Origin of the sequence: Polymorphobacter sp. (genome assembly GCF_048007885.1) — a bacterium.
Classification (GTDB): Bacteria; Pseudomonadota; Alphaproteobacteria; order Sphingomonadales; family Sphingomonadaceae; genus Sandarakinorhabdus.
In genome coordinates, this window is record NZ_CP180346.1 from 2,594,068 (window position 1) to 2,615,496 (window position 21,429).

General features: G+C 65.2%; 21 protein-coding genes. 10 read left to right on the forward strand and 11 right to left on the reverse strand.

What is annotated here, in order from left to right; genetic code table 11:
- Positions 1-10: 10 nt before the first annotated feature.
- Both hisN and ACMVO5_RS12565 read right to left on the reverse strand, forming a co-directional pair.
- Positions 11-805 carry a histidinol-phosphatase gene (hisN, locus tag ACMVO5_RS12560; RefSeq protein WP_416907832.1) on the reverse strand — a complete coding sequence of 265 codons (795 nt, stop codon included), beginning with the start codon at positions 803-805 and terminating at the stop codon, positions 11-13.
- On the reverse strand, positions 802-1,962 hold the full coding sequence (locus tag ACMVO5_RS12565; RefSeq protein ID WP_416907833.1) for a CaiB/BaiF CoA transferase family protein: 1,161 nt from the start codon (positions 1,960-1,962) through the stop codon (positions 802-804). Before ACMVO5_RS12565 ends, hisN begins: the two co-directional genes overlap by 4 nt.
- A gap of 325 nt (positions 1,963-2,287) precedes the next feature.
- Here ACMVO5_RS12565 and ACMVO5_RS12570 point away from each other — a divergent pair, with 325 nt between their 5' ends.
- Entirely contained in the window at positions 2,288-2,803 is a 516-nt protein-coding gene (locus ACMVO5_RS12570; RefSeq protein ID WP_416907834.1) for a hypothetical protein, read from the forward strand.
- A 502-nt stretch (positions 2,804-3,305) separates the two neighbouring features.
- Positions 3,306-5,558 carry a transferrin receptor-like dimerization domain-containing protein gene (locus ACMVO5_RS12575; RefSeq protein WP_416907835.1) on the forward strand — a complete coding sequence of 751 codons (2,253 nt, stop codon included), beginning with the start codon at positions 3,306-3,308 and terminating at the stop codon, positions 5,556-5,558.
- Between the two features lie 241 nt (positions 5,559-5,799).
- Here the strand turns inward: ACMVO5_RS12575 and ACMVO5_RS12580 are convergent, their stop codons facing one another.
- Together ACMVO5_RS12580 and ACMVO5_RS12585 are read right to left on the reverse strand one after the other, a co-directional pair.
- A complete protein-coding gene (locus ACMVO5_RS12580; RefSeq protein ID WP_416907836.1) occupies positions 5,800-6,225 on the reverse strand; it encodes a YybH family protein in 426 nt (141 codons plus the stop codon).
- Positions 6,222-7,670: a coniferyl aldehyde dehydrogenase gene (locus ACMVO5_RS12585; RefSeq protein WP_416907837.1), complete on the reverse strand. Its 1,449-nt coding sequence runs from the start codon at positions 7,668-7,670 to the stop codon at positions 6,222-6,224. Before ACMVO5_RS12585 ends, ACMVO5_RS12580 begins: the two co-directional genes overlap by 4 nt.
- A gap of 104 nt (positions 7,671-7,774) precedes the next feature.
- On the opposite strand from ACMVO5_RS12585, the gene ACMVO5_RS12590 reads away from it, so the two are divergent.
- The 6 genes from ACMVO5_RS12590 (at position 7,775) to ACMVO5_RS12615 (ending at position 13,916) form a co-directional block, all read left to right on the forward strand.
- Positions 7,775-9,481, forward strand: coding sequence for a class I adenylate-forming enzyme family protein (locus ACMVO5_RS12590; protein WP_416907838.1), 1,707 nt, complete (start codon positions 7,775-7,777; stop codon positions 9,479-9,481).
- Positions 9,482-9,842: 361 nt separating this feature from the next.
- Positions 9,843-10,532 carry a PEPxxWA-CTERM sorting domain-containing protein gene (locus ACMVO5_RS12595; protein WP_416907839.1) on the forward strand — a complete coding sequence of 230 codons (690 nt, stop codon included), beginning with the start codon at positions 9,843-9,845 and terminating at the stop codon, positions 10,530-10,532.
- Positions 10,532-11,122 (forward strand): L,D-transpeptidase family protein, encoded by a 591-nt coding sequence (locus ACMVO5_RS12600; protein ID WP_416907840.1) that lies wholly within the window; start codon positions 10,532-10,534, stop codon positions 11,120-11,122. The genes ACMVO5_RS12595 and ACMVO5_RS12600 overlap by 1 nt, the downstream gene beginning before the upstream one ends.
- 365 nt (positions 11,123-11,487) lie before the next feature.
- Positions 11,488-12,228 (forward strand): hypothetical protein, encoded by a 741-nt coding sequence (locus tag ACMVO5_RS12605; protein WP_416907841.1) that lies wholly within the window; start codon positions 11,488-11,490, stop codon positions 12,226-12,228.
- Positions 12,229-12,354: 126 nt separating this feature from the next.
- A complete protein-coding gene (fsa, locus tag ACMVO5_RS12610) occupies positions 12,355-13,008 on the forward strand; it encodes a fructose-6-phosphate aldolase (protein ID WP_416907842.1) in 654 nt (217 codons plus the stop codon).
- Positions 13,005-13,916 (forward strand): tyrosine recombinase XerC, encoded by a 912-nt coding sequence (locus tag ACMVO5_RS12615; RefSeq protein WP_416907843.1) that lies wholly within the window; start codon positions 13,005-13,007, stop codon positions 13,914-13,916. The genes fsa and ACMVO5_RS12615 overlap by 4 nt, the downstream gene beginning before the upstream one ends.
- 278 nt (positions 13,917-14,194) lie before the next feature.
- Here the strand turns inward: ACMVO5_RS12615 and ACMVO5_RS12620 are convergent, their stop codons facing one another.
- The 3 genes from ACMVO5_RS12620 to ACMVO5_RS12630 are packed head-to-tail and all read right to left on the reverse strand — an operon-like array spanning position 14,195 to position 16,206.
- Complete coding sequence (locus ACMVO5_RS12620; RefSeq protein WP_416907844.1) at positions 14,195-14,401, reverse strand: glycine zipper domain-containing protein; 207 nt, start codon at positions 14,399-14,401, stop codon at positions 14,195-14,197.
- Between the two features lie 18 nt (positions 14,402-14,419).
- Positions 14,420-15,343: a polysaccharide deacetylase family protein gene (locus ACMVO5_RS12625; RefSeq protein WP_416907845.1), complete on the reverse strand. Its 924-nt coding sequence runs from the start codon at positions 15,341-15,343 to the stop codon at positions 14,420-14,422.
- Positions 15,340-16,206: a polysaccharide deacetylase family protein gene (locus ACMVO5_RS12630; protein ID WP_416907846.1), complete on the reverse strand. Its 867-nt coding sequence runs from the start codon at positions 16,204-16,206 to the stop codon at positions 15,340-15,342. Before ACMVO5_RS12630 ends, ACMVO5_RS12625 begins: the two co-directional genes overlap by 4 nt.
- Before the next feature lie 87 nt (positions 16,207-16,293).
- Between ACMVO5_RS12630 and ACMVO5_RS12635 the strand changes: the two genes are divergently transcribed.
- Positions 16,294-16,518, forward strand: a complete 225-nt coding sequence (locus ACMVO5_RS12635; protein WP_416907847.1) for a hypothetical protein — start codon at positions 16,294-16,296, stop codon at positions 16,516-16,518.
- 191 nt (positions 16,519-16,709) lie between these two features.
- Here the strand turns inward: ACMVO5_RS12635 and ACMVO5_RS12640 are convergent, their stop codons facing one another.
- Entirely contained in the window at positions 16,710-17,384 is a 675-nt protein-coding gene (locus tag ACMVO5_RS12640) for an isochorismatase family protein (protein WP_416907848.1), read from the reverse strand.
- Positions 17,385-17,511: 127 nt separating this feature from the next.
- Here ACMVO5_RS12640 and ACMVO5_RS12645 point away from each other — a divergent pair, with 127 nt between their 5' ends.
- Positions 17,512-18,816, forward strand: a complete 1,305-nt coding sequence (locus tag ACMVO5_RS12645) for a dicarboxylate/amino acid:cation symporter (protein ID WP_416909380.1) — start codon at positions 17,512-17,514, stop codon at positions 18,814-18,816.
- A gap of 23 nt (positions 18,817-18,839) precedes the next feature.
- Here ACMVO5_RS12645 and ACMVO5_RS12650 read toward each other — a convergent pair whose 3' ends face one another.
- From ACMVO5_RS12650 to ACMVO5_RS12660, 3 genes are all read right to left on the reverse strand, one after another.
- On the reverse strand, positions 18,840-19,421 hold the full coding sequence (locus ACMVO5_RS12650) for an ActR/PrrA/RegA family redox response regulator transcription factor (RefSeq protein ID WP_416907849.1): 582 nt from the start codon (positions 19,419-19,421) through the stop codon (positions 18,840-18,842).
- Positions 19,422-19,424: 3 nt separating this feature from the next.
- A complete protein-coding gene (locus tag ACMVO5_RS12655) occupies positions 19,425-20,702 on the reverse strand; it encodes an ActS/PrrB/RegB family redox-sensitive histidine kinase (protein WP_416907850.1) in 1,278 nt (425 codons plus the stop codon).
- Between the two features lie 78 nt (positions 20,703-20,780).
- A complete protein-coding gene (locus tag ACMVO5_RS12660; RefSeq protein ID WP_416907851.1) occupies positions 20,781-21,371 on the reverse strand; it encodes an ankyrin repeat domain-containing protein in 591 nt (196 codons plus the stop codon).
- Between the last annotated feature and the right edge of the window lie 58 nt (positions 21,372-21,429).

Below are 21,429 nucleotides of genomic sequence, written 5' to 3' on the forward strand. Positions count from 1 at the left end.
CTGACTGTGCTTATACAGTAGCGGATTCGGGCCCTGTAGGACAGAGGATTTCGGCGATTTCTGCTGTCAGCGCCGGATCGCCGACGGCGAGCACCTGGCCATTGGATTCAGGCGTAAGGGACTGGCCCTGCCAGTCGGTGACGCGGCCGCCGGCGCCTTCGATGATGGGGACGAGCGCCGCCCAGTCATGAAGCTTGAGGCTGGCTTCGACGACGCCGTCGAGATGGCCGGCGGCGACGAGGCCGTAATTGTGGCAATCGCCGCCGTAGAGAATGTCCGAGGCTTGGGCTTGCACGCGGCTGAAGGCGGCGAAGTCGGGCGCGGTGAAGGCGTGGGGGCTGGTGGTGCCGAGGCGGGCTTGGGCGAGCGACGGGCAGCGCCTTGTGGTGATGGGCTGGCCGCCGAGCGTGGTCGGGCGGCCCTTGGCGCCGAGCCAGCGATCACCGATGATGCACTGGTCGATGACGCCGAGCACCGGCGTGCCGTCGATGAGGAGCGCGATCAGCGTGCCGAACAGCGGGCGGCCGCTGATGAAGGCGCGGGTGCCGTCAATGGGGTCGATGACCCAGAGGCGGCTGGCGCCTGCATTGGTGCTGGCGTGTTCCTCCCCGATGATGCCGTCATGCGGGCGGTGCTGGCGGAGAAGCTCGCGGATGGCGGTTTCGGCGGCCTTGTCGGCGCGGGTGACGGGGGAGGCGTCGGCCTTGGTCTCGACGGCGACCTGTGCGCGGAACAGCGGGCGGATGACATGGCCGGCGGCATCGGCGAGATGCTGGATGAGGGCAATGTCATCATCGAGCGTCAAAGCCCCAACTCCTTCAGGATTGTTTCGCGGTGTTCATCAAGGCGGGGTGCGCGCGGGCGGGTGGCGGGGTCGGGATGGGCGGAGAGCTTGACCGGATTGCCGGCGGCCTTGAGCGGGGTGCCATCGGGAAGCTCGGTATCGATGAGCATGTTGCGCGCCTTGACCTGGGGATGGGCGAGCGCCTGTTTGACATCATGCAGCGGGCCGCAGGGGACCCCGGCTTTTTCGAGCACGACAAGCCAATGGGCGACGGGGTGGGCGGCGAGCGCGGCTTCAAGCAGGGTGGCGATCTCGTCGGCGGCCTCGGTGCGCAGCGCGTTGGTGGCGAAGCGGGGGTTGGTTTTGAGGCCCGTGAGGCCGAGCGCATCGAGGAGCGAGGCCCAGAGCCCGTCATTGCCCGCCGCAATGACGAGGGGGGCATCCTGACATTGATAGGCCGCAAAGGGCGTGATGCTGGGGTGGCGCGCGCCCAAGGGACCGGGGGCGACGCCGGTGGTGGTGGTGCGGGCGACGGCATTTTCGAGAATGGCGATCTGGCCGTCGAGCATGGCGACATCGACGAACTGGCCTTCGCCGGTTTCGCTGCGGTGACGGAGCGCTGCGAGGATGCCGATGGTGGTGAACAGGCCGGCGGTGATATCCCCGATCGAAGTGCCCACCCGGGTGGGCGGGCCGCCGGGATGGCCGGTCACTGACATGATGCCGCCCATCGCCTGCACGACCATGTCGTAAGCCGCCTTGTGCGCCTCTGGCCCGGTCTGGCCGAAACCCGAGGCGGCGGCATAGATGAGGCGGGGGTGTTCGGCGTGCAGGCGCTCCCAGCCATAGCCGAGGCGGGCCATGACGCCGGGGCGGTAATTTTCAACCAGCACATCGGCGCGGGCGAGGAGGGCCTCGAAAATGGCGCGGTCAGCGTCCGCCTTGAGATCGAGGGCGAGCGATTGCTTGCCGCGGTTGATGCTGGCGAAATAGGCGGATTCGCTGCCGACGAACGGCCCGATGCTGCGGCTGTCATCGCCGCCCTTGGGGGTTTCGATCTTGATGACGCGGGCGCCGAGATCAGCCAGCACCATGGTGCAATAGGGGCCGGCGAGCACGCGCGAAAGATCGAGAATGGTGAGGCCCTTGAGCGGGCCGGTGCTGTGGGTGTCGCTCATCGCACGGGTCTAGCGCAGCTTTTGCGGGGGCGGAAGGAGGCTGTCTTGGGGGCCTCTGGCGGCGCGGTTCAAAAGGGCCTCCGGCCCCGGATCAAGTCCGGGGCAGGCTCTCTGGGGCCTTGGGCCCCAGACCCCATTTGTGGGATTGGGCTTGTGGTGGAGGTCTGAGCTTTGGTCGTTGCGCGTTGTTCGGCCGCTTTCAGACGAAAAAGCGGCCCCGCTGCTGCCGACCACCCTGCGGACATACAGGGCGCGATGCTACCTACTTGACAGCGGCCGTTGCCTATCGCTCCTTTTGAAAAGCATAATTCCGAAGGACGGACTAATGAACCTAACCACCGGGATTGCGCTTTATGCCGCGGTCGTTTCTACAAGTGCGCTCACGCTTTCATTACGAAAATGGTTCCTGACCGGACCTGTGCTAGCACTTTCGGTTATGGCTCGCGGCAAAACGCATGGGCGCGCCGAACCGGATGACAGAGAGTACATTGTTCTCAACGTGACCAACAGGGGCGACTTGCCAACGACATTGTCTACGATGGCCGTGTTTCAATACCGCACAATTTTCCATCGGTGGAGGCGCAAGCCGTATTATGCCGCGATTATCCCGCGGCCAGACTTGCTAGGCGGTGTCGGCACGCCCAGCCTTATTGCTCCGGGCACAACTTGGATGGGTGCGGTGATTTACAATGATGAGCTAATTGAAATGGCGAAGTCAGGAAAGCTTTTTGTCGCAATCCATAGCAGTCATAGCGAGAGGCCAGCTTTGGCCAAGGTTCGGTGGATGGAGAGCGCAGAAGAAAAGATAGCTCGTCTAGCCGCTGACGCTGAACGGCGTTAATTAAAGACTGAGGGTTTGATGCGTGGGTCCCGGAGAGGTGGCGTTCGTTCATTTTTTTGAACTAGACAGTCCATTTTCCACCCGCTTGCCGCTGTTCAGTCCGTCCGTCGTTGGGCGGCACCTGTCGGAATAGTGCGAGGCCAGTGAAATTGGGTAGCGGCGCGGTTCGAAAGGGCCTCCGGCCCCGGATCAAGCCCGGGGCAGGCTCTCTGGGGCCTTGGGCCCCAGACCCCATTTGTTGTTTTGGGGCAAGGCTTGCGAGGGCAGCGCGCGCGGAGCGCTTTTATAGCCTGCGGCGCTGGGCTTGGGGGGAACGGACTCGCTTGGGCCCCGGATCAAGTCCGGGGCGACGGGTATTTTTTGGCGGTTCCATGAATGGGGTCTGGGGCCTGAGGCCCCAGCCGCCGGAGGCCTTTTCCCTGCTTTTCCGCAGCATTGCCTTGACGGGCTTGGCGCTGTGCCCGAAATCTTTAGGCTTGATCGGGATGGCAGGGGACAGGGCATGCGGATTTTGGCGCGGACGGTGTCGGGTGTTGTGGCGGGGCTTTTGGCGGGGGCTGCGCCTTTGGCGGGGGTTGCGGCCAAGCCGGCGGCTGAGATCAGGGCGCTGGAGGCGCGGCTGGATGCCGGGATCAGCGCCGAGCTGCAGGATGCGTGGCTGAAGCGCATGGCGTCGGCGCCCAATCATGTGGGGAGCAAGCACAACCGCGAGAATGCCGAGTTCATCCGCGACCAGTTCAGGAGCTGGGGCTGGGAGGCGGAGATCGAGACATTTGATGTGCTGTATCCGACGCCGCTTGAGACGCGGCTGGAGATTGTGGGCGGGCCGAAGTTGGGCGGGCAGGAGCCGGGCATTCCCGAGGATGCGACTTCGAACCGGTTGAAGGATGCGCTGCCGCCTTATGTGGCCTTTGGCGCGGACGGCGATGTGACGGCGGATGTGGTGTATGTGAATTATGGCCTGCCCGCGGATTATGAGCTGCTGGCGCGCATGGGCATCAGCGTGAAGGGCAAGATTGCGCTGGCGCGCTATGGCGGCGGCTGGCGCGGGCTGAAGCCCAAGCTGGCGCAGGAGCAAGGGGCTGTGGGCGCGCTCATCTATTCCGACCCTGAGCAGGACGGCTTTGGGGCGGCACCGCCCTATCCCGAAGGTGGCGGGCGGCCTTCGACCGGTGTGCAGCGCGGCTCCGTGGCTGACATGACGCTTTATCCGGGCGATCCGCTGACGCCGGGCTATGGCGCTGTGAAGGGGGCCAAGCGGCTCGACCGTGAGACGGCGCCGGCGATCATGAAGATCCCGGTGCTGCCGATCTCTTATGGGGACGCGGAGAAGATCTTTGCCCGGATCGGCGGGCGGCTGGCGCCGGCGAGCTTCACCGGGCGGCTGCCCTTTGCCTACCGCGTGGGCGGGGCGGAGGCGCTGAAGCTGCGGTTGAAGGTGAAGAGCGAATGGAGCCTGAAGCCGGCCGACAATGTGATTGCGCGGCTGCCGGGGGCGACGCGGCCCAATGAATGGGTGGTGCGCGGCAACCATTTCGACGGCTGGGTGTTTGGCGCGGCCGACCCGCTTTCGGGCATGGTGGCGATGATGAACGAGGGCAAGGCGCTGGGCGAGATGGCCAAGGCCGGCTGGCGGCCCGACCGGACCATCATCTATGCCGCATGGGACGCCGAGGAGCCGCTGCTGCTCGGCTCGACCGAATGGGCCGAGCATCACGGCGACGAGCTGCGCCGGAAAGCGGTGCTGTATCTCAACACCGACGGCAATGGCCGCGGCTTCTTCCGCGCGGCCGGCAGCCATGAGTGGCAGCGGCTGGTGAACGGGGTGGCCAATGATGTGAGGGACCCGCAGACCGGCGTGAGCATTGGCGAGCGGGCGCGGGCCAAGGTGCGGCTTGACGATTGGGAGGGGCAGAACCGGGGCGGCGCGCCGGCGCTGGTGGCGGCCGAAATGGGCGGCGACCTGCCGATTGGCGCGCTTGGCTCGGGCTCGGACTATTCGGCCTTTTTGCAGCACCTCGGCGTGCCGTCGCTCAACATCGGCTTTGGCGGCGAGAACCAGAGCGCGGGCAGCTATCACAGCATCTATGACAGCTATGACCATTTCGTGCGTTTCGATGACCCCGGCCTGGCTTACGGCGCGGCGCTATCGAAGACCGCCGGGCGCATCGTGCTGCGCGCAGCCGAGGCCGAGGTGCTGCCGCTGCGCTTCACCGACCTGGCCGCGACGGTGAAGGGCTATCTGGCTGAAGTGAAGGCGCTGGCCACCACTCAGGCGAGCAAGGACGCCAAGCGCGCCGGGATGATCGGGGCGGGCGTCTATGCGCTTGCCAGCGACCCGATGGACCCGCTGGGCGAACTGCCGGCGGTCGCGCGCACGCCCAAGCTCGACATGGGCGCGATGGACGCGGCCGTGGCCAAGCTGGAGGCGAGTGCTGCTGCCTTTGACAAGGCGATGGCGGGGGCGGACAAGCTCGACGCGGCTGGCAAGGACCGGCTGAACGCGGCGCTTCTGGGGATTGATCAGGCGCTGCTGCTGGCCGAAGGGCTGCCGTTCCGGCCCTGGTACCGGCACGCGCTCTATGCGCCGGGGCGCTTCACCGGCTACGGCGCCAAGACGCTGCCCGGCATCCGCGAGGCGGTGGAGGAACGGCGCTTCGACGACGCGCTCGCCTATGCGGCGAAGACAGCAGCGGCGCTGGAGGCACTGGCGGGGCGGCTGGACGTGGCGCGGGGGGTGCTGGAGGGGCGTTGAGGGGCCTCCGGCGGGCATTAATGGCCTCCGGCGGCTGGGGCCTTGGGCCCCAGACCCCATTTGTTGGGTTGGGATGCACTTGGAGAGGGTAGCGCCTGCGCGAAGCGCATTTATAGCCTGCGGCGCTGGGCTTGGGGGGAAGGGACTTGCTTGGGCCCCGGATCAAGTCCGGGGCGACGGGGAGTTTTGGGCCGTTCCAACTATTGGGGTCTGGGGGCGTCGCCCCCAGCCGCCGGAGGCCCTAGTTGGCTTCAGGCGGTGGCGGGAAGGTGACGTCGGGGGTGGTCTGGTCGATGTCGCGGTGGATGAGCCAGCCTGTGGGGGATTTTTTGTAGACGAGGAGCGAGCGGCCGGCGTCTTTGTATTCGCTGTCCGGGGTGCGAAGGGTGAACCAGTAGTGGCTGGTCATGATGGCGGTTTGCCCGTGGATTTCGAGGCTTTCTTCGAGGAGGAGAAAGTCGGCGTCGGGTTTTGGGGTGAGCAGCGGGGTGAAATAGGCGCGGAGCTGGGTGAGGCCGCTGAGGATGGGCTGGTCGTGGAGGGCGACGTGCGCCGTGGGGGTGTAGAGGGCCATCAGCGCATCGAGGTCGCCGGCCTTGAAATGGGTGATCCACTGGCGGGCGGCGGCACGGACGGCGGCTTCGTCGTCAGCTGTTGCGGGGGTCATTTCTTCATTTCGCGGGCCAGCGCCTTGCGGGTTTTTTCGCCGTAGGGGGGCTTGAAGCCGGCGAGGCCGGCGATGTCGAGCTTGGGCTGGGTATAGACGGCGCGGGCGTGGCTGAATTCCTTGAAGCCGTCATGGCCGTGGTAGCGGCCGATGCCGGACGGGCCGACGCCGCCGAAGGGCAGTTCTTCGGCGGAGATGTGGAAGATGACGTCGTTGAGGGTGACGCCGCCGGAAATGGTGCGCTCCAGAACGAAATCGGCTTCGTCCATGTTGGTGCCGAACCAGTAGAGGCCGAGCGGGCGGTCGCGGCGGTTGATGGTGGCGACCGCATCGGTGATCTTGTCGTAGGTCTGGACGGGGAGGAGGGGGCCGAAGATTTCCTCCTGCATGACGGTCATCTCGTCGGTGGCGTTTTCGATGATGTGCAGCGGCATCTTGTTGGTGTTTTGTGTCGAGAAGTCTTCATTTGCCGGGTTGACGGTGTGGATGGTGGCGCCTTTGGCGCGGGCGTCTTCGATATGGGCTTCGAGGCGGGCGCGGTGACGGTCGCCGAGCACGCTGGTGTAATCGGGGTTGGCGACCATGGTGGGGTAGAGCTTGGCGGTGGCGGCCTTGAAGGCGTTGATGATGAAGGCCTGCTGCTCTTGCGGCACGAGGAGATAATCGGGGGCGAGGCAGATCTGGCCGGCGTTCATGAGCTTGCCCATGGTGATGCGTTCTGCGGCGGCGGGGACATCGGCGGTGCGGCTGATGATGGTGGGGGATTTGCCGCCAAGCTCGAGGGTGACGGGGACGAGGTTTTTGGCGGCTGCGGCCATGACGTGGCGGCCGACGGGGGTGCTGCCGGTGAAGATCAGGTGATCGAAGGGGAGGCCGGAGAAGGCGCGGCCGACGCTGGCATCACCGGTGACGACGGCGACTTCGGTTTCATCGAAATATTGGGCGATGAGGCGGGCCATGAGGTCGGAGGTGACGGGGGTGAATTCGCTAGGTTTGATGAGGGCGCGGTTGCCGGCGGCGAGCACGCCGGCCAAGGGCGCGAAGGTGAGGTTCACGGGGAAATTCCACGGGCTGATGATGCCGACGACGCCCTTGGGGACGTAATCGATGCGGGCGCGGGCGCCGAGCAGCCACAAGGGGAAATCGAGGGGGCGCTTTTCGGGCTTCATCCAGCGTTCGAGGTTTCTCATGGCGTGCTTGATGGGTTTTACCGAGGCCATCAAGTCGGTCATGAGGGACATTTCGGGGCTGCGGTGGCCGAAGTCTTCGCTCATGGCGTCGACGAGGGGCTGGCTGTGGGTGAGGAGGAGATCGAGCGCGCGGGAGAGGCGATTGAGGCGGGCATCGGCGCTGACCGGGCGCTCGGCCTCGAAGGCGGCGCGCTGACGCGCGAGGAGCTTCAGCATGTCGGTTTCGGGATCGTTGATCTTGATTGCGGTGGCCATGGGACCCTCCTGAATTGTGTGGGGGGGAGCCTAGCGGGGTGGGCGGTGCTTGCAAGGGGGCGAAGGGCCGCGCATCGTAGGGGCAAGGGAATGGGGAGAGGGTGATGGGCGAGTGGCCGGCGATGAGCATTGCAGAGGCGCATGCGATGCTGACGGCACCGGGGCAGGTGCTGGAGATGGAGACGGTGACGATCGAGGGGCGGCCGGTGCGGGCGTGGAAGAATGCGCCGCCGACACTGGCGCATGTGTTTGCGGCCGGGCGGGGGCACGGCGAGAAGATCTTTCTGGTGCATGAGGATGAGCGGGTTTCGTTTGAGGCGTTTGCGCGCGCGGCCTTGCAGCTGGCGGCGCATTGGCGGGCGCGGGGGCTGGAGAAGGGCGACCGGGTGGCGGTGATCATGCGCAATCTGCCGGAATGGCCGGTGGCGTTTTTTGCGGCTGCGATTTCGGGGGCGATCGTGACGCCCTTGAATGCCTGGTGGACGGGGGCGGAGCTGGAGTTTGCGCTTGGGGATTCGGGCGCGCGCTTTTTGGTGATTGACGGGGAGCGGCTGGGGCGGTTGCGGCCGCACCTTGGGGCGCTGCCGTGGATTGAAGAGATATTGGTGGCGCGCGGGGACGGCGAGGGGGCGCTGGAGGGGGTGATTGGCCGGCCTGATGACTGGGCGGGGCTGGCGGCGCGCGACCTGGGGGATGTTTCGCTGGTGCCCGAGGATGAGGCGACGCTGTTTTATACGAGCGGGACGACGGGCAAGCCCAAGGGGGCGCTGGGGACGCACCGCAACATCGTGTCGAACATCATGGCGAGCGGCTGTTCGCAGGCGCGGAGCTATTTGAGGCGGGGCGAGATGCCGCCTGTGCCGGACCCGAACGGGCCGCAGAAGGCGGCGCTGCTGTCGGTGCCGTTCTTTCATGCGACCGGCTGTCATGCGGTGCTTTCGCCTTCGCTGTTTGCCGGCGCCAAGCTGGTGTTGATGCGCAAGTGGGAGCCGCTGGAGGCGATGCGGCTGATCGAGGCGGAGCGGGTGACGAGCGCGGGCGGGGTGCCGACGATTGCCTGGCAGATCATCGAGCATCCCGAGCGGGGGCGCTTTGACCTCTCCAGCCTGGAGACGGTGAGCTATGGCGGCGCGCCTTCAGCGCCCGAGCTGGTGCGGCAGATCAAGGCGGTGTTTCCAAAGGCCCAGCCGGGCAATGGCTGGGGGATGACCGAGACGAGCGCGACCTTCACCCACCATATGGCCGAGGATTATGTGGCGCGGCCGGACAGCTGCGGACCGCCGGTGCCGGTGTGTGATCTGCAGGTGCGGGGGCCGGACGGGACGGTTTTGGGGCCGAACGAGGTGGGCGAGCTCTGGGGCTATGGGCCCAATGTGGTGAAGGGCTATTGGAACCGGCCCGAGGCCAATGCCGAGACCTTTGTGGAGGGCTGGGTGAAGACCGGGGATTTGGCGCGGATTGATGAGGAGGGCTTCTGCTTCATATTGGACCGGGCCAAGGACATGCTCATTCGCGGCGGCGAGAACATTTATTGTGTGGAGGTGGAGAGCGCGCTGTATGAGCATCCGGCGGTGATGGACGCAGCCCTTGTGGGCCGGCCGCACCGGACGCTGGGGGAGGAGCCGGTGGCCTTTGTGTCGCTCAGCCCCGGCGCACAGGCGAGCGAGGCGCAGCTGCAGGCGCATGTCGCGGCGCGGCTGGCGGCGTTCAAGGTGCCGGTGGCGGTGTGGCTCAGGGACGAGCCGCTGCCGAGGAACGCCAATGGGAAGATCTTGAAGCGGGAGCTGAAGGCGACGCTTGAGGCCGGCTGAGCGGCGGGCGGGCGGCAAAGGTCGCCACGCTGGAATTGTAATCTATGGCAAGGGCGGGGGCCGACCCGCGTGCAATTGCTTGTTGGCAAGGCGCGGGAGGTTTATGACGGACATGTTACTAGCTGTTAATGAATCTATCCGTTTTGGATGTGATTTCGTGATGCAGCCGTTGATTGGCATTGTATTGGTTTTTTTCTGATTTCGTTTCGCTTTTTGCTGTGCTGCTGACGTTAACCCTGAATATGGAATGATAAGATCTTAGAATTCTGTAAATATGAGGGCGGCTATTTTGCCCGGCGGAAAGGTGAGCGGAGTTTGTGACTGTTGTTTTGATCGGGCGTGACTGGCGATGAAGCCGAAGGTGACCAGAGCCTGGGTGTTGCCTATGCTGGCGATGCTGTTGTCATCCGCACTTTATGTGGGGATGGGGATGGTGCGCGGCGGCGAGGCGGGCGCGGCGGCGGCGGCTGGTGGCGGTGCGGGCCTGACGGGCGGCGGGGTTGGCGGGAGCGCTGGCTTCATGCTGCCTGATCCGCTTTCGGTGTTTTCGGCGCGTTCGCCCGGCGGGCGGGCGGGCGGCGCTTTTTTGCAGACCAAGCCGGCTTATGCTTCGAGCGACTTTGCCGGGCCGCGCGAGACGCTGGGGATGCCCTTTGACCGCAGCCTTGACCCGGCGCCGCCGCCGCCCGAGGCGGGCCTTGGCGGCGGCGGGGGCGAGGGCCTTGGCGGGGCGGGTTTTCCCTTTGCCGGCGAGCCCTTTTCGGACGGTTTTGATGGCGTGATGGTTATTGGCGGCTTCTCGCAGGGCGGCAGCCTTGTGCCGGGCATTGTTGGGGGCAATGGCGGCGCTGGTGGCGGCGGCGGCGGATTTAGCCCCGCCCCTCTGCCGGACTTCGACGGCGATGGCGTAGACGATATTGTGGATGATGTGACGATTGCTGTACCGGAGCCGGAGAGCTGGGCGATGATGATTTTCGGCTTTCTGATGGTGGGTTCGGCGATGCGCGCGCGTGCAAGACGGCGCATGGGCGCGGGCGCGGGGGCACGGTGATGCGGATGCGCGCGGCCGCGCTGGCGGCTGCGCTGGCGTTGGGGGCTGGTTCGGCGGCCTTGGCCGAGGAGCGGCTGGCGGCGGGGCAGCTGGCGGTGGGCGGCCAATCGCGGATCATTTACCCGGAGGACAGGCTGCCGGCGCTGGCGTTGCCGGATGGGCAGGCGCGGCCGGTGAAGAGCCTGATTGATGCGCAGCGGCCGATGCGCTTTGGGCAATTTGTCTGGGATGAGGCGGGCGTGGGCGCGGGGCCTGTGTGGGTGCGGGTGGATTTGGCGCGGCAGAGCCTTTCGGTGTTTCGGGGCGGGCATGAGATTGGCACGGCGGTGATCCTGTTTGGCGCGGACAACAAGCCGACGCCGACGGGAGTTTTCCCGGTGATGGCGAAGGCGAAGGAGCATCGCTCTTCGCTCTATGACGCGGAGATGCCATTCATGCTGCGGCTGACCGGCGACGGGGTGGCGATCCACGCCAGCGACGTGCGGCCAGATGCGGTGACGCACGGCTGCATCGGGATTCCGATGGGCTTTGCGCGGCTGCTTTATGGGCAGATGCGGGTGGGGGATGTGGTGGCGATTGTGGGGCGGTAGGGGGTTGGGGGAAGCATCTGCCTCTCTGGCGCATATCCTCATTTTCCTATCCGCGCTTAGGCTCATGTCTGGCCTTATGGAAATATAGGCGCTAGCTTTAAACTTGCTCGGTCTCCGACGTCTGTCGTTTATTTCTCTGAACTGAAACGATTTATGTTATATGGGATTTACAATTTTGATCGTGATTCGAAATTTATTTTGTATGCATGTTGTATCTAAGTTGTAGCGGTGGTCTGAATGAACGAAACTAAGAAGACCGGCGAAATATTCAGCAGATACTATGCCGCCGCGGGCGAGGCGCTACAAAGTGACAGCAAGCGCTTTCGTAATCGCTTGAGCGCGTTTTTTACGAAAATTTTAAAGATATGCATAATTCTGCTATATTTGTAAAAAAAGAGACAGGTATCGAATTTAAGAATAGCGAATATTATTACGGCTGGGATAATTTTTTTAAGAACACAGATGTTGCAAATATTCTTGATATTATAACCGCGCTATTTAGATTAATGCAATCGAAATCATCCAACGTTTTGTATAGTTCCAATCGGTGGCGTCTTGGTGTTCAGCGAATATTCGATGAAGAGCGGTTATCATATCAAATTAATGATAAAGGCGGGGTAAGATTTAGAGTTGACGAGGCCTTCGAGACGGAGCGTGTGTCTGCCGTTAAGGCATTGAGTTCTTCACGGTATGCCGCGACGCGGGCCGCTCTTGACCAAGGTTTCTCCGGGTTTGATCAGTCCCCACCGGACACAAGGGCTGCAATTCGCGGAGTGTTTGATGCAGTGGAAACGCTTTTTAAGTTAATGTTTGTAAATGTATCGAGTCTGGGCGCTACTGAAATTAATCACAATCTTGCAGCAAAAATAAATATTTTGTATTCAGATTCATCGCTTGATTTTGCAAAAGGTCAGTTAAAAATCTTTCGCGATTGGGTCAACACTACTCATATGTATAGACATGCTCATGGTGTCGAAGAACCTGATCCGCCAGAGTTAAATGTCGCCATTTTATCTGTTTCTACTGGTGTCTCCTTTTTGCGCTGGCTTGCTACGATTGATCGAGAGTTACAAGCCTCAGCCAATACGACTTTGCCGCCAGACTGAGGCTATAGAACCACGGCTACGTCAGGGGTCTGGGGCTTGAGGCCCCAGCTGCCGGAGGCTTTTTTCCCTTCTGCCTAGGGGGCTGGGTCGGCTAGGGTGGGGACGAGCTTTCAGGAGGTTTGGGGCATGAAGTTTTTTGTGGATACGGCGGATGTGGGGGAGATTGCTTCGCTGGCTGAGACGGGGCTTTTGGATGGGGTGACGACCAATCCGAGTTTGATTGCGAAGTCTGGGCGGAATTTTCTGGAGGTGGTGCGCGAGATTGCGGAGATCGTGAAGGGTCCGGTTTCGGCCGAGGTGGTGGCGATGGATGCGCCGACGATGCTGCGGGAGGCGGAGGTTTTGCGCAAGCTGGCGCGGAATATCTGCATCAAGCTGCCGCTGACGATGGAGGGTTTGAAGGCGTGCAAGGCGCTTTCGGACGAGGGCGTGATGACCAATGTGACGCTGTGTTTTTCGGCGAACCAGGCGCTTTTGGCGGCGAAGGCGGGGGCAACGTTTGTGTCCCCGTTTATCGGGCGGCTGGATGATATCAGCCAGGACGGGATGGAGTTGATTGCGGATATCCGGCTGATTTACGACAATTATGACTTCAAGACGGAGATTTTGGCGGCCTCTGTGCGCCATCCGGTGCATGTGTTGGCAGCCGCCAAGATCGGGGCGGATGTGGCGACGATGCCGCCGGCGGTGATCAGGGCGCTTGCGGGGCATCCGCTGACGGACAAGGGGCTGGCGGGTTTTGCGGCGGACTGGGAAAAGACGGGGCAGACGATCTTGTGAATGAGGCGGCGCTGCTGGCTGAGGTGGCGGCGCAGTGGCTTGATGTGTGTGCGCATCAACGGCGGCTTTCGGCGCATACGCTGAGGGCCTATGCGGGCACGCTTGAGCGGTTTGGGGATTATCTTTCGCGGCATCTGGGGGGCGAGGTGCGGCTTAGGGATGTGGCCGGGCTGAGCGGGGCGGATGTGCGCGGGTTTCTGGCGCTCAGGCGCGGGGAGGGGCTGGCGAATGTGTCGGTGGCGCGGGAGCTCTCGTGCTTGCGCAGCTTTGCGCGCTGGCTGCGGGGGCAGGGGGTGAGCGTGGAGGCGCTGGCGGGGGTGAAATCTCCGAAGCTGGCGCGGCGCGTGCCGCGGCCTGTGGCGGCCGGCGATGCGCGGGCGCTTCTGGGGGTTGTGGGGGAGAGCGGGGGCGCGGACTGGGTGCGGCTGCGCGACGGGGCGGTGCTCTTGCTGCTGTGGGGGGCAGGGCTTCGGATATCGGAGGCGCTTTCCCTGAGCGGGACGGATTTGCCTTTGGGCGAGGTTTTGACCGTCAGCGGCAAGCGGGGGAAGGTGCGGCAGGTGCCGCTGCTGCCGGTGGTGCGCGCGGGCGTGGAGGCCTATCTGGCGGCGGCGCCGTTTGAGGTGGGGGACGGGCCGGTGTTTCGCGGGGTGCGGGGCGGGCCGCTCGATGCAGGGACGATCCGGGCCGTGATGCGGGCGGCACGCGCCGGGCTGGGGCTGCCGGCAAGCGCGACACCGCACGCGCTGAGGCACAGCTTTGCGACGCACCTGCTCGCTGCCGGGGCGGATTTGCGCGCTATTCAGGAGCTGCTGGGGCACGCGTCGCTCTCATCAACGCAGATCTATACGGCCGTGGACGAGGGCGGGCTGCTGGCGGCGTATCGGGGGGCGCACCCTCGAGCTTGAGGGGGCGGGCTTTAGGGGCCTCCGGCGGGGAGAAGGGCCTCCGGCGGGGAGAAAAGGGCCTCCGGCGGCTGGGGGCGACGCCCCCAGACCCCATTTGTTGTTTTGGGACAAGGCTTGCGAGGGCAGCGCTGGCGCGTAGCGCTTTATGGCCTGCGGCGCTGGGCTTGGGGGGGCGGGTGGTGCTTAGGCCCCGGGTCAAGCCCGGGGCGACGGGAACTTTTTGGGCGGTTCCATGGATGGGGTCTGGGGCCTGAGGCCCCAGCCGCCGGAGGCTCCTGTTAATCGTCGTAGCGGCGCTTTTTTTCTTCGCGGTCGCCGGCGACGGCGCCGATGGCGCCGCCGATGAGGGCGCCTTCGAGGGTGCCGACGCCGGTGGCTTTGCCGGCGATTGCGCCGGCGCTGCCGCCGATGAGGGCGCCGGTGGTGGTGTTGGTGCAGGCGGTGAGTGCGGCGAGGCTGGCGGCGGCGATGAGGACTTTGGTCATGGTTGCGGACTCCCTTGGTTACACGCCCTGCGCCTTGGCGGTGTCGACCAGCTGGGTGGTTGTGGTGAACCAGGCGTCCGGGTTTTGGGCGGTGGTTTCCAGCCAGTTGGCGACCGCGTCGATGCGGTAGGGCAGGGCGCTTATATAGGGGGTAAGATGAACCGGGAGCATACGGGCGCCGCTGGTTTGAGCTTCAGTGGCGAGCCAGTTGAAGGCGTCTTCGAGTTGGGTGGTGTAGCTGGCGGCGGATTGCTGGCAGGTGCCGATGACCTGACGGTCGGAGAGTTCGTGGTTGAGGGGGAGGTTGATGAGCGGGCCTGCGGGGGTGTGCTGGCGGTAGGGGAGCTCGTCGTTGACCCAGTCGAGGCAATAGTCGAGGCCGGCTTCGGCGAGGAGGCGGGGGGTGTTGAAGCTTTGTGACCGCGCGATCGAGAGCCAGCCTTTGGGGCGGCGGCCGGTGGCGGCTTCGAGGGTGGTGAGGCTTTGGTGGATGAGGGCGCGTTCGTCCGCTTCCGCGAGGCCGGTGGCGATGGTGCCGTTCATGTCGGTCGAGTGGGCGATGATGTCGTGGCCGGCTTTGAGGATCTGCGCGGTGAGGGTGGGGAAGCGGGTGGCCCAGGCGCTGTTCATGGCGAAGCTGGCGGGGACGCCTGCCTTGGCGAGGGCTTCGAGCAGGCGGGGGACGCCGAGGCGGCTGCCGTAATCACGCGCGGTGAAGTGCCGGTAATCGGGGAAGGCCGTCTGCATGTGGCCGGGCGCGCGGAAGGGGGTGTCGGAGGGGGTGAGGGGGAAGAATTCGCAGGAGATGACGACGGCGACGGCGACCTTGCCCTGTGGCCATGTGAGGGGCGGGCGGTCGAAGATGTTGGACCAGGGGTAGAGGTCGTGATCCATGCCGCGCTGGCGGCGGGGATATTCGAGATAGCTTTGGGGGAGGGTCATGACCGTTGCGCCTTGTAGCTGTCGGCGATCTGGCCGGCGGTGGTGATCCAGGCGCGGCCATCGGCGGCGATGTGGCGGAGCACCTCTTCGAAGGGGCCGATGCGGTGGGGCTGGCCGATGAGGTAGGAATGGAGCGGGATGCACATGACCGTGCCGCTGGCCTCACCTTCGCGGGCGAGGCGGTCATATTGGGCGATGAGCGCGGCGGCATATTCGCGGGGGCTCATATTGTAGACGAAGAAGCCGTAGTGATCGTTGACTTCGAGGCTGTAGGGCATGGAGATCAGCCGGCCGGTCTTGGTGTTGACCTCGCCGGGGCGATCATCGTGATAGAGGTCGCAGGTGTAATCGAGGCCATATTCGGCGAGCAGGTCCATGGTGTTGACCGTGTGGGTGAGGGCGGGCGCGAGCCAGCCGCGGATGCGCTGGCCGGTGGCTTTGTGGACGGTTTCGATACTGTCTTCGATGATGGCGCGCTCTTGGGCCTCGTCCATGTCGTAAGCGTAGCGCGTGTTGTAGATGCCGTGGCTGAAGAACTCCCAGCCGCGCGCGGCACCATCGGCGACGACTTCGGGGATGTGATCGCAGAGTGCGACGGAGAGGCTGACCGAGCCGGGGAAGCCGTGCTTGGTCATGACCTCGGCCATGCGCCAGTGGCTGACGCGGTTGGCGTGATCGCGGTGGCTGTAGCCCACCACATCGGGATGGGGTTTGGCCCAGCTCTTGCGGCGGGGATGGGCGGGCGGATCGAGCTCATAATATTCGAGATTGGGGGCGACCCAGACGGCGCAGCTCTTGCCGCCGGGCCATTTGAGCGGGCGTTGGTCGGGCTCGCGGGTGTAGAGGTTGGGATCTTGAATCATTTTTCCGGACATAGCGGGGGGCGCGCGGTTTTGCAGCGATTTTGTGGCGGGGGTTGTCGCTGCGTGGAGAGTGGGGGAGGGTGAGGCATGCGCGGCGAATCGAAATGGGCGAGACGGCTGGTGCGCTGGGGGCTGTTTGCGCTGTCACTGGGGATTGTGCCGCTGCTGGCTGTGCTGGCGGCGGAGTTTGTCGGGCTGGTGGACGATCCGAACCCGGTGGGGCTGGGGCTGCTCTTGATGCTGACCTTCTGGCCGGGGGCGGCGATGCTGGTGGCGGGGTTGATTATCAGGGTGGTGGATTGGTTAGGCTAGCGCGGCAAAAAATAGCGAAGCTATTTTGAGACTCGCGCACAGCCCGGCCGGCGGGGCGGCTGGCCCGCTGCCAGCCGAACCCGTTCGACGTCAGCCTGCGGCTTTGCCGCAGGCCTTTGCGCGGCTTGAGCGGGCCAGCGGCGCGGGCGGTGCTTAGGCCCCGGATCAAGTCCGGGGCGACGAGACCCCCCTCAGCGCGCCTGAAGCCAGTCGATGACCTCCTGCACCGGCACGACGTCGGCGTATTTGAGCTGGAGGTCGGTGAGGTTGGCATAGTGGTAGCTGGCGTGTTTGTCGGCGCAGGTCTCGATGGGCACGATGGTGCGGTAACCGCGCGAGAGGCTGTCGACGGCGGTGGCGCGGACGCAGCCGGACGTGCTGCCGCCGGTGACGACGACGGTATCGACCTTGTGCCAGATGAGCAGCGATTGCAGCGGGCTTTCGTGGAAGGCGGACGGCATGCGCTTGGTGAACTGTGTGTCTGAGGGGTCGATTTCGCAGCGTTCGTCAAAGGCGTGACGGTCTGAGCCATATTTGATGTTTTGCAAGCTGTCGGGCGTGTTGGTGCGGGTGCCCCAGACGCCGGCGTCTGAACCGTCTTCGGCATAGGCGACGCGGGTCCAGACGACGGGCATGCCGGCGGCGCGGGCGAGGCGGCTGATGGTGTTGGTGTGTTCGATCTGGCGCGGGTCGGTCTGATAGGCGGTCTTGTAGCGGTCGATCCGGGTATAGGCATTTTGAAAGTCGACGTTGACGATGGCCAGCCGCTCGCCGAAGCCGAAGCGGGCGCGGGCCGGATTGGCCATGACGTCTTCGAAGATCTGTTTTGCGGTGCGGTCGTCCTCGACCATCAATGTGCCGATCATGGTGCTTGCTCCTCGGGACGGGTTTTGCGGCGCGTGGCCGGGTTCGTGGCCGCCCTGATAGCCGATGGCAGGTGACGCAGAAAGAGGTTGACTGGCCGCGAGCGCGCTTCCAGCGTGCGCTCCCATGGTGACCAACAGGCTGACCCGGAACATTCTTGTCGCGCTCGTGATCGGGCTGGTGGTGGGATATGTCATCAACCAGATGGTGGCGACGCCGGCGGCGGCGAAGGAGATTGCCAGCTATCTGGGCATCATCACGCAGATTTTCCTGCGGCTGATCAAGATGATCATTGCGCCGCTGGTGCTTTCGACCCTGATTGTGGGGGTGGCGCATATGGGCTCGGGCGGCTCGATCGGCCGGACCTTTGCGCGGACCATGGCGTGGTTCATCACCGCGTCGGTGGCGTCGCTGGCGCTGGGGATATTGATGGTCAATCTGCTGCAACCGGGCGTGGGCGTGGGGCTGGCGCTGCCGGATGCGGCGGCGGAGACGGGGCTGGCGAAATCGGCGTTCGATGCGACGACCTTCTTTCCCAACCTGGTGCCGAAGTCGATTTTCGAGGCGATGGCGACCAACGAGATCTTGCAGATCGTGGTGTTCTCGCTGTTTGCCGGCATGGGGCTGATTGCCATTGGCGAGCAGGGGGCGCCGATCGTGCGCGGGCTGGATGCGCTGATGCATCTGATGTTGAGGATTACCGGCTATGTGATGCAGACGGCGCCGCTGGCGGTGTTTGCGGCGGTGGCCTCGTCGATTGCGGTCGAGGGGCTGGGGATTATCGTGACCTTTGGCAAGTTCATCGGCAGCTTCTACCTGGGGCTGGCGATGCTGTGGGTGCTGCTGCTGGGGGCGGGGGCGGCGGTGATCGGGCCGGCCAATGTGAAGCGGCTGGTGATGACCATCCGGGAGCCGTTTCTGATTACCTTTGCGACCGCGTCATCTGAGGCAGCTTACCCGAAGATGATCGAGGCGCTGGACCGCTTTGGCGTGCCGACGCGGATCACCTCGTTTGTGCTGCCGCTGGGCTATTCGTTCAATCTGGATGGCTCGATGATGTATTGCGCCTTTGCCTCGATCTTCATTGCGCAGGCTTACGGCATTGACCTGACGCTGGCGCAGGAGATCTTCATGCTGGGGCTGTTGATGATCACATCAAAGGGCATTGCCGGCGTGCCGCGTGCCTCGCTGGTGGTGATTGCGGCCACGCTGCCCTATTTCGGCATTCCGGAGGCCGGGCTGCTGCTGATTTTGGCGGTGGACCATTTTCTGGACATGGGGCGCAGCGCGACCAATGTGATCGGCAATGCGGTAGCGACCGCCGTGGTGGCAAAGTGGGACGAGGGCGATACCGTCAGAGCGGCTGCGAGGCTGGCTGTGCCGGGCGCGGCGCTTTCCGGCGGGGATGCGGCGTCGACGGGCCCGGCGCAATAGGGGGCGGGCGCCCTCGCCCGTGATCAGCGCGGCGAGCGTTTGGCGAGGATGCGCTGCAGGGTGCGGCGGTGCATCTTGAGGCGGCGCGCGGTTTCGGAGACGTTGCGGTCGCACAGTTCATAGACGCGCTGGATATGCTCCCAGCGGACCCGGTCGGCGGACATGGGCTCGGGCGGGGCTTCGGGGCGCTCGCCTTCGTCGGCGTTGAGGGCGCGGACAATGTCTTCCGGGTCAGCGGGCTTGGCGAGGTAATCAACGGCGCCGGCCTTCACCGCGGCAACGGCGGTGGCGAGGTTGCCATAGCCGGTGAGCACGACGATGCGCATGTCGGGATTGACGGCGCGCAGCTCGGTGACCAGCGTCAGGCCGTTGCCATCATCGAGGCGCATGTCGACGACGGCGTGGCTGGGCTTGAGGCGGGCGGCTTCGACGCGCGCTTCCGCGAGGCTGCCGGCGGCGGTGACGGCGAAGCCGCGACGCTGGAGCAGCACGGTGAGGCGCTGGCGGAAGGGAGCGTCATCATCGACGAGCAGCAGCGGCAGCAGGGGGGTGTCGCCCTCGGCGATGGGGGGGCTGGTTTCAAGCTCTGAAGGGATGGTGGACATGGGTTACTCCTCTTCTGTCGCTTCAATATGGGGACGCGGCCAGCGAACGTCTACCTGCGCCCCACCGTCGCGGCGGTTGGTGAAGGCGAGGCGGCCGCCGGTGCGCTCGAGAAGGGTGGTGGCGATGAAGATGCCGAGGCCGGTGCCGCCGCTGCCCGAGCGCGAGGGGCCGAGATCGGGATCGCCGAAGCGGGGCAGCAGATCATCGGGGAAGCCGGGGCCATCATCGAGGATGGTGATCTGGACATCGGAGGCATTGGCGCTGGCGTGAAGCTCGACGGCCGAGCCGGCGTGGCGCACGGCATTGGCGACGAGATTGGCGAGCCCATGGAGCAGCTCGGGCGAGCGCTTGACCTTGGGGACATCGGCGCCGGTGTGGATGCGCAGCGGCACGCGCGCCGGCTCGGCATTGCGGGCGACTTCGTGGAGCAGCACGTCGAGGCCCAAGGTGGCGAAGGGGTCTTCGGCTTCGGCGCGGCGCGCGATGCGCACGAGGATGCCGCGCGAGCGGGCGGCTTCGGATTCGAGCAGGCGGATGTCTTCGCCGAAATCGGGATCGTCGCCGAGCGCCTCGGACAGGCTGTGGGCGATGAGGGTGATGGTGCCGAGCGGGCCGCCGAGCTCATGGGCGGCGGCGGCGGCAAGCGACCCCAGCGCGCTCATCTTGGCTTCGCGGGTGAGTGCGGCTTCGGTGGCGACCAGCGCGCGGGCGCGGTCCCGCGCTTCGGCGGAGACGAGCCAGAGGTAGATGCCGAGAAAGCCGATGGCGAGCGCGAGGCTGATGGCGACGCCGATGCGGTACATCATCGGGAAATCGGGCGGGGTGCCGCCTTCCCAGGGCAGCGGGCGCGCCCACATCCAGAGGGCGGCGAGGATGATGGCGGCGAGCCCGCCGAGCAGGCCCATGGCGCGCGCCGGCAGCAGCGTGGCGGCGATGGTGACGGGCATGATGAGCAGGATGGCGAAGGGATTGGCGAGCCCGCCGGTGAGGAACAGCATGACGCCGGCCTGGACGAGATCGAAGGCGAGGTGGAGGACGAGATCCATGCCCTGGAGGCGGGCGCTGCGGCCATAAAGGGTGACGAGGCCGATGTTGAGGACGGCAGAGGCGGCGAGTGCGGCGACGAGCGAGGGCCAGGGCAGCGGATAGCCGAGCCAGAGGCCGACGACGATGAGCGTGGTGAACTGGCCGCCGATGGCGATCCAGCGCAGGATCGCCAGCGTGCGGACCTTGACGCCCGGACGATCAAAGGCCGAGGCCGCGATGGAGGGAATTTCCATGGTCGGCGCTCTAGCGGAGGTGGGCGGCTGCGGGGATGCGGCGAATCCGCTTGGGGGCCGCCGTGGCGTGAGGGCGGCTCAGAGGGTGGGGCCTTGCATGATGCGGTTCTGTTTGGGGGGCACGGCCTCGAACAGCTCGGCGACGCGCGTGGCACGCGGGTCGCGGGCGGCGGCGATGCGCGGCGAGGTGCCGCTGTTGTCGGTGATATCGGGGTTGGCGCCGGCCTTGAGCAGGGCCTCGACGAGCTGGACGTCGCGCGCCTGCACGGCTTTGAGGAGCGGGGTTTCGCCGAGCCGGTTCTGGATGTCGGGCTGGGCCTTGACGCGGAGGAAGAGGTTCACGCCTTCCTGCCAGCGGGCAATGGTGGCGAGCATGAGGGCGGTGTTGCCTTGACGGTCCTGCAGGTTGATGTTGCCATTGTATTTGAGGATGAGGCCGACCCAGGGCAGATCGGCGCGGCGGGTGGCGATGTGGATGCCGCCGTCGCCGGTGTCGGCATCGCGCGAATTGACCAGCGTGTTGCCGGGCTTGTCGAGCAGCTCGATGGCGGCGTTGGCGTCCTTGTCCTTGAAGGCCTTGATGAGATTGTAGCTGTCGGAGAATTGGGCGGCGGCGGGCGCGGCGAGCAGGGTTGTGATGACGGCCAGCAGGCGGAGCAGCTTGGGCATGGGTGGACCTCCTTTTGGCGGCGCGGCGCGCTGGTCGACAAATGCGACCCCCGCGCCT

Coding starts and splice junctions, on each gene's coding strand:
- ACMVO5_RS12565 (WP_416907833.1), bottom strand. CDS start 1,962: ATGAGCGACACCCACAGCACCGGCCCGCTCAAGGGCCTCACCATTCTC.
- ACMVO5_RS12570 (WP_416907834.1), top strand. CDS start 2,288: ATGAACCTAACCACCGGGATTGCGCTTTATGCCGCGGTCGTTTCTACA.
- ACMVO5_RS12575 (WP_416907835.1), top strand. CDS start 3,306: ATGCGGATTTTGGCGCGGACGGTGTCGGGTGTTGTGGCGGGGCTTTTG.
- ACMVO5_RS12580 (WP_416907836.1), bottom strand. CDS start 6,225: ATGACCCCCGCAACAGCTGACGACGAAGCCGCCGTCCGTGCCGCCGCC.
- ACMVO5_RS12585 (WP_416907837.1), bottom strand. CDS start 7,670: ATGGCCACCGCAATCAAGATCAACGATCCCGAAACCGACATGCTGAAG.
- ACMVO5_RS12590 (WP_416907838.1), top strand. CDS start 7,775: ATGGGCGAGTGGCCGGCGATGAGCATTGCAGAGGCGCATGCGATGCTG.
- ACMVO5_RS12600 (WP_416907840.1), top strand. CDS start 10,532: ATGCGGATGCGCGCGGCCGCGCTGGCGGCTGCGCTGGCGTTGGGGGCT.
- ACMVO5_RS12605 (WP_416907841.1), top strand. CDS start 11,488: ATGCATAATTCTGCTATATTTGTAAAAAAAGAGACAGGTATCGAATTT.
- fsa (WP_416907842.1), top strand. CDS start 12,355: ATGAAGTTTTTTGTGGATACGGCGGATGTGGGGGAGATTGCTTCGCTG.
- ACMVO5_RS12620 (WP_416907844.1), bottom strand. CDS start 14,401: ATGACCAAAGTCCTCATCGCCGCCGCCAGCCTCGCCGCACTCACCGCC.
- ACMVO5_RS12625 (WP_416907845.1), bottom strand. CDS start 15,343: ATGACCCTCCCCCAAAGCTATCTCGAATATCCCCGCCGCCAGCGCGGC.
- ACMVO5_RS12630 (WP_416907846.1), bottom strand. CDS start 16,206: ATGATTCAAGATCCCAACCTCTACACCCGCGAGCCCGACCAACGCCCG.
- ACMVO5_RS12635 (WP_416907847.1), top strand. CDS start 16,294: ATGCGCGGCGAATCGAAATGGGCGAGACGGCTGGTGCGCTGGGGGCTG.
- ACMVO5_RS12640 (WP_416907848.1), bottom strand. CDS start 17,384: ATGATCGGCACATTGATGGTCGAGGACGACCGCACCGCAAAACAGATC.
- ACMVO5_RS12650 (WP_416907849.1), bottom strand. CDS start 19,421: ATGTCCACCATCCCTTCAGAGCTTGAAACCAGCCCCCCCATCGCCGAG.
- ACMVO5_RS12655 (WP_416907850.1), bottom strand. CDS start 20,702: ATGGAAATTCCCTCCATCGCGGCCTCGGCCTTTGATCGTCCGGGCGTC.
- ACMVO5_RS12660 (WP_416907851.1), bottom strand. CDS start 21,371: ATGCCCAAGCTGCTCCGCCTGCTGGCCGTCATCACAACCCTGCTCGCC.